This is a genomic window from Marinitoga sp. 1155 (genome assembly GCF_001021175.1).
GTDB lineage: Bacteria > Thermotogota > Thermotogae > Petrotogales > Petrotogaceae > Marinitoga.
This window is the reverse complement of the sequence record NZ_AZAX01000020.1, coordinates 40,247-51,507: the sequence shown is the minus strand read 5'-3', so window position 1 is coordinate 51,507 and position 11,261 is coordinate 40,247. Positions and strand designations below refer to the sequence as shown.

Genomic DNA, 11,261 nt, shown 5'->3' with positions numbered 1-11,261 from the left:
ATCAAACCCTCCATCCAACTTTTCGAGTTCGATCGCTCACTCTCTTTTTTACTTCCGCTGGGTGTCTCTGTTCACTTGTCAAGGAGCTTTCCTTTCCTTCCCGCGGCTCTTCGTCCGCGTCCGAGTATATATATTACCACCTTTCTTCCCTTTTGTCAACTTACAATACCGTTAATTTTTGTTAATCATTAGTGAATTGATGTCTTTTTCTTTTATAATCAATATTTTAATCTTTTGCCATTATTACATATCTTCTTAACTTTTCTATATCCTCTTGATCACCTATAACCATAAGTGAATCTTTTGGTTTTATTTTAAAGTTAGATTTCGGATTATATTTTGCCTTTCCATTTCTTCTAATAGCCATTACAATTATATCAAGTGTTTTTGAAATTTCTAATTCTCCAAATTCTTTTCCTACCATCCAGCTATTTTCTGGTATTCTTATTTCTGCAAATCCAAACGTTTCTCCAAAATCCACTTGTGTACTTTCAATAAAAGATAATACATTTGGTTTTGAAACCATTAACGCCATTCTTTTTCCAGTTATTTCCGGCGGAAGTATAACATTATCCACACCTGCATATAACAATTTTCTCAATTCTTCAGAACTTGTGGCATTTGATACAATATATAATGATGGGTTTAATGTTTTGGCTGTTAGGGCTATATATAGATTATCCACATCACTTGGAGAGGTTAATAATAACCCCTTTGCTTCAAAGATCTTTGCTTTTATTAATACATCCTCATCTTTTGCATCTCCAATTACAAAATTTATATTTTTATATTCTTCTTTTTCAATTAATTTATCCATTCTATCCTGATTTTTTTCTATAATTATATAAGGTGTTTTCGTTTTTATAAATTCATCAATAATATATTTTCCAGTTTTTCCCCCACCTACTATAATATAATGATTCGTTATATTTTCTATACGTTTCATCATTTTCAATATTCCTCCTATCTTTTTAAAATCCCCTTCCACAAACAATGCTGTTAGTGAAGAAATCAAATACAAAACAACAGAAATACCGGAAAAAATTAAAAATGCATCGAATATTATGGTTGCTCGAGAAATATTTTCTGGCATACCATACCCCACGGTTGAAAGAGTTATCGCCGTAATATAAAAAGACTGAAAAAAATCCCATCCTTCTAATATCATAAATCCTATAATTCCAATAAAAAATATTATAACTATTATTAACAGCGAAAAGGTTATTTGTTTAAATATTCTTTTATATTCTTCCATATTATTCCCCCTAAATATACGGTCTAGCTTTTTTATAATAATTAAACTGTTCTTTTAAAAATTTATTTTCTATATAGTTTTCCAATCTATTTCTTAAATATTTTTTTATTGTTTCATCTGTTATTCCTATTTTTTCAAGTCCTGCTTTTATTTTTTTTATATCCCCTTTATTTTTTATATATTCTTCATTTATCGCTAAAAATAAAAAATATTTTACTCTATAATTATCTAAAGATATTCTATCTTTTATAGTGTTAAAAACCGTTATGGGGTTTACCTTAGTATTTAATGATATTCTTTCTATCGCATTATCATATTCATTTCTATCTTTTTTATTGTATATCTTTAACATTATATTTTTATCATATTCAATAGAATCCCGTTTAGGAAATATATATTTTAAAAAGCGGTATATTTCTTTCTCTATATCATTTATTTTTTCATTGTGTAATTCTAGATCTTCTACATATTCTTTTTTTAAATAATTTATTATAGAAGGGATTTTCTCAATTTCTCCGTTTTTTAACCAGCCTGCTGGATATCCTTCTTTATGAAAAATCTCTCTTATTGTACTTTTCTTTAATCCATACATTTGAAAGATTATTTTTTCTACAAGCGCTTCAAGCAATAATATATATGTATCAAGTAAATCTTTTTCATATATTTTTTTTAATGTTTTTTCTTCAAAACTTCCTTTTGAGTTTTGATGTAAAGGCGACCCTTTATAATGAAATTCTAAAGGTGAAAAATCTGTATTTTGTTTTTTTATTATAATTATCATTTTAACTATATCTATTAATAAATCTCTTTTTTTGTTTTTATTTACCAATCTTGTTGCTATTGGAATTTGTTTTAAATCTCCCACTTCAAGATCTACACTTCCTGCAATAAATTTATATAAATAAAAAGCAAGTTTGCTATTAAGAAACCCCAATAAAGCATATTTTAAATCGTCATTTTTAATAAATATACTGCTTCCTTTACAATCAAAAAGAAAATTTTCGGGCAGCAATCTAAATGTCGGGCCTTTTGACGTTGTCATAGAATATGTAATTCCAGGTTTAAAATAATACTGTTTATTTGGCAAGTGATTTCCCATTTTCTTTAATATATTATAATTTTCCTCATCAAAAGCTATTACCCACCATAAATTACCAAACCATTTATTATACGGGCCTCCTTTAACATAAGGTACCCATTTTTTCCCATCAATTTTATGATTAAAGCTTATCTCATTTTTTGGTACCTGCCAATGATATCTTAAAAATCTTTTATTATCACCTGTTGCAATACCCTGCCTTACGTCTGCAAATTTTATTAATTTATCATATTCAAATATTTTTTTTATTTCATCGTTTATCCAGTATACAAAAGGTATTCGTGGGATTTTTTTAAATTCTTTCTGATTTTCTTTGAAAACTCTTTTTATTTTTTCATTTTTATATATTTTTTCAGTTATTTTATTTAATTCATTCTTTTTTTTCTCATATGGTGCATCATTGAGATTTATATATATACCTTTCTCTTCATTTGCATTATTCTTTCTAAAAATAAACATAGCGGTATCAACGAGCGCATCCTCAAATACCCCACCTAATCCAAAATGTACCAAACTTTCTATATGCATATTTTTTATTATAAACTTTCTTAATTTTTCATAACTACTTATAAACATAAATGTTTGTGGAGTTATCATTCCCATTAAACCATTCTCAAGTAAAAATTCATAATTTCTTTTTATAAAAGCTGCGTATAAATTTTTCCTAAAATCAAAATATTTTTCTCTAATTAATTTTCTTAAAGAAGGTGTATAATCATGCGAATCTGTATATGGCGGGTTTGAAATCACTATGTCGAAATTTTTTATAAGAATACCGAAGAATTTCTTCAATTTATCTACATAATACTTTTCAAGATGTGTTTTTTCTTCAAATAAAGGTATTATCTTTCTCTTTTGTAAATTTTTTATTTTTTCTTTAGATTTATTACTTAAGATTATTAAACTGCCTAATTCTTTATATCCTTCAATTTCATCTTTTACACTTTCATATACATCTCTTAATATATTATCCTCAATATCATTTGAATTTATCATTTCAAAATCTGTTGAAATAAGATTAAAATCTAAATCCCATTTATAACCATCGCTCAACGCCTTAATTTTTAATACCAGTTTGGCAATTTCTATTGAGCGTTCATCTATATCTATTCCATATATGTTTTTTTCTATAATATTTTTTATATATACATATCTACTATACCCTTTTCTTTCATAAAATTCTTTAAGTCTATCATATACTTTTATTAAAAAATGACCACTTCCACATGCTGGATCTAAAATTTTTATTTCTTCTAATTTCTTTATATTGTTTCTTTTCTTATACTTTATTTTATATTTTTCTGCTATTTCCTGATCATCATATATTTCACAATAATATTTAGTTAGAGTATTATCAACAATATATTCCACTACCCATTCTGGTGTGTAAAATTGTGATTGTTTAAATAATCTGGATCTTTCTTCATCTAAATTATAATATTGATATGCCCAACCAAGAATATCCTCCTTATGCCAATCCTTTACATTATTGATCTCTTCGAATATTTTTTGTAATATATTTTCTTCCATTTCAATTTCATAGATTTCATCAAAAAGTTCTGGTATATATTTTTTTAATTCATTAAAATTGAGTTTTTCTTTTAATATTTCTTTTTCTTTCAACATTTTTAGGGATATTATTTTATTTAAATAATTAAATGTATAGTTTTCAATATATTTTTTCCGTTTTTCAACATACTCATCGAAAAACATCTCTTTTAACATATCAAATGTATTTTTGTTTACAACTTTCTTATTAAAAAAAGGTTTATATTTTGTTTCATAAAAACCCATTTGATTCAATTTTAAATCAATAGATTTTTTTATAAGCATTTTTATTTTTTTTATTGTAATTTTTAAATTTTCGTACATATAAATCCCCCAGGCTATCTCCAATTAATTGTTTTTCTTAATTATTTTTTATTTAACCATTTTATCTTGACTATTTTTATCTTAATTGTTTTTCAACCAAAAATATTCTTAATATGTAATTTTTCTCTTCTATATTCTCTTCTTCCGCATTTACCAGATAATATTCTATATAATTAGCGGAAAAATCTTCATTCATAAATAGATACATATTTTTTGATAATTTATATACTTTATCCATATCACGTAATATAAAATTTGTATATTTTGCTTTAATATTTATCGTTTTCTCAACATCCCCTGTTTTTAATCTTTCAGGTAAATCTGAAAAATTTATTTTCTCAAAATTTCCCATAAGAAATTTTGAGAAATATACATCATATTCATCCTGCAAATCAGTTGGAACTTTATAAAAAGTATATATTTCCCCATTTTTTCTTATTAAAATATTTTTTATTCCTCTTATATAAAATGATGGAAAAGAGATTAACAATGCATCATCTAATTCCCTCACATTAAAATATCTAAATGCCTTTTCATGGAATTCTTTATCTTTATATTTAACAATAAAATTTGTTTCATCTATTTTTTCTATTTTTACTTCGCCATATTTTGTTTCAATTATTTTTTTATTGGAATATATGTTATACCAATTTGCTTTTTCAATCTGTAATGACGGTAATATTTTAAATTCATTTAAAACCTTTTCATATTGAGACCATATAAACCATATAATAATATAAATACCAAACATAATTGCAAAAATAATTAGTAATGATTTGGCACCTTTTTTTCTCTCTTCTTTATTAAGTAAATTATTCATATTCTTACCTCCAGATTTTATATCCATTGGTTATTGGCATTCTTCTGTCTTTTCCAAATGCCCTTTGAGTTATTTTTATTCCTGGCGCTCCCTGACGCCTTTTATACTCATTTAAATCGACAAGTTTTATTACATATTTTACTGTTTCAATATCATATCCATCTTCAACTATTTCATCTATACTCATTTCATACTCTATATATCTTTCTAAAATTGCATCGAGTATTTCATATGGCGGTAATTTATCCTGATCTGTTTGATCAGGCTTCAATTCTGCAGATGGTGCTTTAATAAATATATTTTCCGGTATAATCCATTTGCCTTTAATTTTATTAAAATATTCCGCAAGTTTATATATTTCTGTTTTATAAACATCTTTAATTGGAGAAAACCCACCTGCCATATCACCATATAATGTAGCATAACCTGTTGCAACCTCACTTTTATTACCAGTAGCAAGCGCTATATACCCAAATTTATTTGAAAACGCCATTACTATTGTCCCTCTAATTCTAGCCTGAATATTTTCTTCGGCTACATTCATGGGTAAATCTTCAAATGCAACCTTTAATTCTTTTAATAAACTTTCAAATGTTCTTCTTATCGGTATTGTATGAGTTTTCATTTCAAGATTTTTCGCTAATAATATTGAGTCTTCTATACTACCTCTCGATGAATATTGTGACGGCATTAATACACCTAAAACATTGTCACTTCCAAAAGCATCCGCTGCTAAAGCCGCAACGAATGCGGAATCCATACCACCGCTTAATCCCAAAACAACATTTGAAAAACCGTTTTTATGAATATAATCTTCAAGTCCTAATTTTAAAGCTTTATATATTTCTTCATATTTTTCCATTAAGTTAACCCTTTTATTGCCTTTTAATATTTTTCTCTTTTTATTCGGTTCTTTTTCAATTATTTTAATCTCAACATTATGATTATCATATAATAGATGTCTTCTTTTTCCTTCTCTTAAATTTGCCCTTGTAGATGATATGGGATCTATATCTATAAAATCAACTTTTTCATCAAAAAGAGGTAATGAATGTTCAATTTCACCAAATGGATTTATAACAACACTTCCACCATCAAAGACAATTTCATCCTGTCCTCCTATTAAATTTGTATATACCAGCCATGTTGAAAGTTCTGCTGCTCTTGTTTTTAACATTTCCAGCCTGCTTTTTGGCTTTTCTTTTGTATATGGTGATGCCGACAAATTAACAATTACGTGAGCACCCATTTCAGCCAATTCAACAGCCGGTCCATTTGGAACCCATATATCTTCACAAATTGTAACTCCTATCTTTAAACCATTTTTCAGCTCAATCATCAGAGGTTGTTTCCCAGGAGAAAAATATCTTTTTTCATCAAACACTGAATAATTCGGAAGATATATTTTATGGTATTTTGCTTCTTCTTTTCCATTGTATATTACATATGCTGTATTATATGCATCAACCTCAAAATCAAGATTTCCAATTATTGATATTACATCACTACCATATGTATAATCAATATATTGTTTCAAAAAATTTCTTGAATCATTTAAAAATCCTGTTTTCAATACCAGATCTTCTGGCGGATATCCGGTCAAGAATAATTCAGGAAAAATCAACAAATCAGCTTCATTTTCCTCCGCGAATTTAAAGGCTTTTTTTGCTTTATTTAAGTTTTCATTCAGATTTCCAACATGCGAATTTAATTGCGCAATTCCAATTCTAAGTCTCATAGTATCACTCCATTCATTATTTTATATAATTATTATATCAAATTATAACTCCATTTGTCTATAAAAAACAACTCCGGGCAAACACCCGGAGTTGTTTTTGTTATTATTCTTCTACGTATATACCGGCAACTACTGTTATTGAATTACCTGTATATTCACCTTTTACTGCTTCACCAGCCTCATCCACTATTTTCAATCCATCAGTTTCAGCAGCTACATAAATGTAATTATTATTTACATAAAGATCTATTAAATCTCCTGTACTCGAAACTTCTATAAATCTTTCCATTGTCATATTATCTGGATATGTTGAATTTATTACCGCTATGCCCTTTTGCCCATCATTATTTATTACATATAGTCTATTTCCTGAAATATATAGTTTCCCGGCTTTTGTATTTTCATCTTCATACTTGAACGTGTCTATATAAATTGGATTACCTGGATTCGATATATCTATAACAACAATTCCATCATTGTCGCATGAAATATATGCATAATCGTTATTGATTACAATATCTGTTGGAGTTGAAATATTAGTTGTCATGGACGATTTCACAGTAGGATTTGTTGGATCCGATATATCATAAATAACAAAACTATCTGTGGTAGAATCAACTACAATATAAGCATAATTACCTTCAACATCTATTGCTTTGGCGCCAGTTAAGTCAGTTGATGCTGTACTTTGAGCAGTTATATTATTAATATCTGATACATCATAAACAATTAACTTACTGGCATCTTCACTTAATGCATAAATATAATTTCCTTCTTTAACTAAGTCTATTAAATTTTTTGCGGATTTTGTATCGCTTGACTTTGAATTTATATTATTTGGAGAAGCGTCATATGTATACAAACCATCATTCGTTGCAAGATATACATATGTTCCATCAAATGTCATAGCATTTATTATTGTTGAAGATAGAGTCGCATTTTTAATTTTATCTGGATTTTCTTTATCACTAACGTCTATACTATATATATCAGAACTGCTTCCTGCAATAATTGGCATCTTTGTATTAAATTTCAGTATATCACTGGAAGTTGTTGCATTATTAGAATCAACCGCTTCAATTTTCCAATAATACGTGTGTGTATATTTTAATTTATCGCTGTTTAATGTCGTTGAATATGCAGTAGTAGATCCTAACAACGTAAGGTTGTTTTCAGATTCCCCTTTGTAAATATAATAAGTGATATTATCTCCATCATAATCTTTTGAATTCCATTGAAGATCCAATTCTGTTTCTGGATCTATACTATTTTTATTATTTTCTGGCGATAATCCATATGGTCTTATCGGTGGCCTATTACCTCCTGTATGAAAACTATTTTTTTGAAATACCGGCCATTTACCTGCATATATACCTAAATTTTCAGAATCATAAACTACATATAAGCTTCCATTTGTGGAACCTGCATATATAGAACCATCTTTTGAAATTCCTATATTTCCTCTTATTGCATTATCTGATGAGGTGCTGAACGTCCATCTTTCATTGCCCGAAGCATCCAAAGCATATATTTTTCCACCAACAGGTATATATAATAATTCATTATTTGATCCATCATGTCCTATGGCTGGGATCCCTGTAATCTCTTCTCCAAAATCCCTTATTTTATTAGATCCTTTATATATTTTTCCAGATGTTGTTACAAAATATACATTATCTCCTATAACTGGCGATATTTTTATATAATCTCCTGTATCAGTTATCTCATTTTCTGTTCCATCGTCAAGATTTATAGAATAAATCTTACCTTCTAATGTTGCAATATATAATTTATTATTATCATTATCAATTGCTGGGCTAACTACAATTGGAGAATTTAATTCAACAGAAAATCTCAGTTTTAATGTATTATTATTCCACTTCAAACTATATAAATTTCCATCATATGAACCAAAATATATATTTCCATCATTATCTATTGATATACTTGATTTTATTTTATTTCCAGTGACGTATGTTTCTATTTCTTCACCGTCTGTTATATCTAAAACATGTAATATTCCGTCGCTATCTCCAATATATAATCTTCCTTCAGCATCAATTGCTGGGGAAGTATAAACCGGAACTCCAATAATAGATTGCCACTTTTCTGTTAAAACATCTCCGTTAAACGTATATGCATAAACCTTCCCTTCAAGCGTTGCAAAATATACCGTTCCATCATTATCAAGTGTGGGAATTGTAGTAATCGGTGAATCTATAATTTTTTCATCAATTTTATTTGTTGTATCAACAGCATTATAGACGTATATTTTTCCTTTGTCTTCTTCATAATCCGATGTGAAATATAAATACCCATCGGATGAAATAGCTAATCCATTTCTAATTGGGTTATTTACATCGATTTTATCTTTCTGACCACCATCTCTAAAACCTTTTGTTGTAAATGAATATATATCTGATGATACCTCATCTATTCCATCATTAACAACAACTTTCCAGTAATACGTCGTTCCCTGAGCTAAAGTTCCTGTATAGGTTGCTATGTTAGAATCTATACTAAAATCTGAATTACCGCTATTATTAGTTTCATTTATTATATTAAAATTATTTTTATTTTCCCCAAGATAAAATACATAGGATAAATTATCATTATCAGCATCATTTGCATCCCATTTAAATTCTATTTTTGTCGTATCTATAGACTTTTGACCATTAGATGGGGAGACTATTTGTACTTCTGGTTTTCTATTTTTGTTTATAACATTAATGGAAAAGATTAATTGCGTTGGATTATTAATATGTTCTGAATCCCAAGCTTCAATTACAACATTAAATGTTTTTGAAGCTTCTGATGTTGTAACTACGTCAAAATTTGGTGCATAAATAAATGTTGCTCCATCGGTTATTTCTCCAACTTCGCTATTTTCTCCAACGCCAAAAGTCAATGTATCTCCTTCTGGGTCTGTGAAATAATCTGGTAAGTATAATGTAAATGTTGCCCCCTCAGAAATCTCCTGACTGGAAATATCAGAAGCTACTGGTTTTAAATTTGAAATGCCTTCTGTGGTGAAGGAAAATAAATCACTTAATGTTGTTGCACCTCTGCTATCCGTTGCTAAAACCTGCCAATAATATGTTTTATTATTATCTAATTTCTCATATTTTTGACTTAAATCATATGAATAATTAGTTTGTTTATCTCCCGCAAAATCTATAGTCGCAATTAATGTTGGAGAAGATGATTCTCCAAAATATAAACTATAAGATAACTTATCTCCATCTTTATCATTAGAATACCATTGCAATGTTGGCTGTATAGAGGCACTTACCTCTCCATCTTTTGGATTCAAAGATACAGGAGATAATGGCGCATTATTCGGAACAGATTTATCAAAATTAGAGGACAATGTTGTGAAATCCTTTAAATTAATAAAGCCATCACTATAACCAGTATCTATTATGGGTTCCCATCCATCTTTATTAAATAGATTATATGCTGGAGATATATCATATATTTCTTTATAATCTTTATCTCCTTCTTCGAGTCCATTATATTGTGCAAATAAAACTATATCATTTAAATCAACTATCCCATCACTGTTAAAATCACCGAGTAATACAGGTGATTTTAATTTTATTTCACCATCATAAAAATTAACATTAATTTTTTCTCCCGCCTCGTTTATAACGCTACTCTTTTCTTCTCCAGTTGCATTATCATTAACAAATTCAAATTTTGATATTCCTATTTTTCCTTTACCTAAAACATAAATTTTCATGATATCTTCATCATTAAAATTAACTTCCTGTGTTAAGGTGACACTGATAATAATCTTTCCAGTTTCATTATCTGAACTTATACTTATAATCTGAGAATTTTTTAAACTATTTAAAAATTCAATACCGTCGTTTCCTCTGCTTTCATCAATTGAAATTATATCAGGATCAAAATCTATTTCAAATTCTAATATTTTTACATTATTTATATTTTTAGCGTGTACAATTATTTCCTCGTATCCATCTTTATTCATGAGACTATCTATAATTGAAATTCCTGATTCAATATTCTCAGATGAAACTTTAATTATATTTCCTTTATTGATATCCACATCTGAAATTCTATACGTTGTTTTAATATTCTTAAATTTATACAAAAACTCGCCTTTCTTAAATCCTATTTTTCCCTTTTTTGCCACCATTAATCTTGTTTTACCATTTTTCTCATAAAAAAGATGTAATGTGTTTTTTGAAAATTCAAAATTCCCCTTTTCTTTTTTTGAAAGAATAGAACCAAACTCAAATTCTACTCCATTTAAATCTTTAGCCACTTCAAATCGTATTTCATTATTATTTGATTCTACTTTTATAAAATCTTTATAAACGTTAATGGATACATCCGAAATTTTTTCAGTTTTTTCCTGTTTTGTTAAACAACCGTTTAAGATTAAAAGAATGGTTAAAAGAATAATACTTAATAATATATGCTTTTTTTTGAAATTCATAACCCACCTCCT

At 27.7% G+C, this 11,261-nt stretch carries 5 protein-coding genes; all 5 read right to left on the bottom strand.

Translation table 11 applies throughout. From position 1 onward, the window contains the following. Positions 1–226: 226 nt before the first annotated feature. The 5 genes from X274_RS06990 to X274_RS11620 all read right to left on the bottom strand — a co-directional run bounded on the left by X274_RS06990 (position 227) and on the right by X274_RS11620 (position 11,249). Complete coding sequence (locus X274_RS06990) at positions 227–1,255, bottom strand: potassium channel family protein (protein ID WP_047266110.1); 1,029 nt, start codon at positions 1,253–1,255, stop codon at positions 227–229. Between the two features lie 10 nt (positions 1,256–1,265). Next, positions 1,266–4,226: an Eco57I restriction-modification methylase domain-containing protein gene (locus X274_RS06985; protein ID WP_047266109.1), complete on the bottom strand. Its 2,961-nt coding sequence runs from the start codon at positions 4,224–4,226 to the stop codon at positions 1,266–1,268. 76 nt (positions 4,227–4,302) lie between these two features. Further along, positions 4,303–5,046: a hypothetical protein gene (locus X274_RS06980; protein WP_047266108.1), complete on the bottom strand. Its 744-nt coding sequence runs from the start codon at positions 5,044–5,046 to the stop codon at positions 4,303–4,305. A 4-nt stretch (positions 5,047–5,050) separates the two neighbouring features. Then, positions 5,051–6,784 carry an NAD+ synthase gene (locus tag X274_RS06975; RefSeq protein ID WP_047266107.1) on the bottom strand — a complete coding sequence of 578 codons (1,734 nt, stop codon included), beginning with the start codon at positions 6,782–6,784 and terminating at the stop codon, positions 5,051–5,053. 103 nt (positions 6,785–6,887) lie between these two features. Beyond that, a complete protein-coding gene (locus X274_RS11620) occupies positions 6,888–11,249 on the bottom strand; it encodes an outer membrane protein assembly factor BamB family protein (protein WP_052913231.1) in 4,362 nt (1,453 codons plus the stop codon). Positions 11,250–11,261: the final 12 nt, after the last annotated feature.

Excerpts from the sequence above, each read along its gene's own strand:
- X274_RS06980 (WP_047266108.1), bottom strand. The coding sequence starts at position 5,046 with ATGAATAATTTACTTAATAAAGAAGAGAGAAAAAAAGGTGCCAAATCA.
- X274_RS06985 (WP_047266109.1), bottom strand. The coding sequence starts at position 4,226 with ATGTACGAAAATTTAAAAATTACAATAAAAAAAATAAAAATGCTTATA.
- X274_RS06990 (WP_047266110.1), bottom strand. The coding sequence starts at position 1,255 with ATGGAAGAATATAAAAGAATATTTAAACAAATAACCTTTTCGCTGTTA.
- X274_RS06975 (WP_047266107.1), bottom strand. The coding sequence starts at position 6,784 with ATGAGACTTAGAATTGGAATTGCGCAATTAAATTCGCATGTTGGAAAT.
- X274_RS11620 (WP_052913231.1), bottom strand. The coding sequence starts at position 11,249 with ATGAATTTCAAAAAAAAGCATATATTATTAAGTATTATTCTTTTAACC.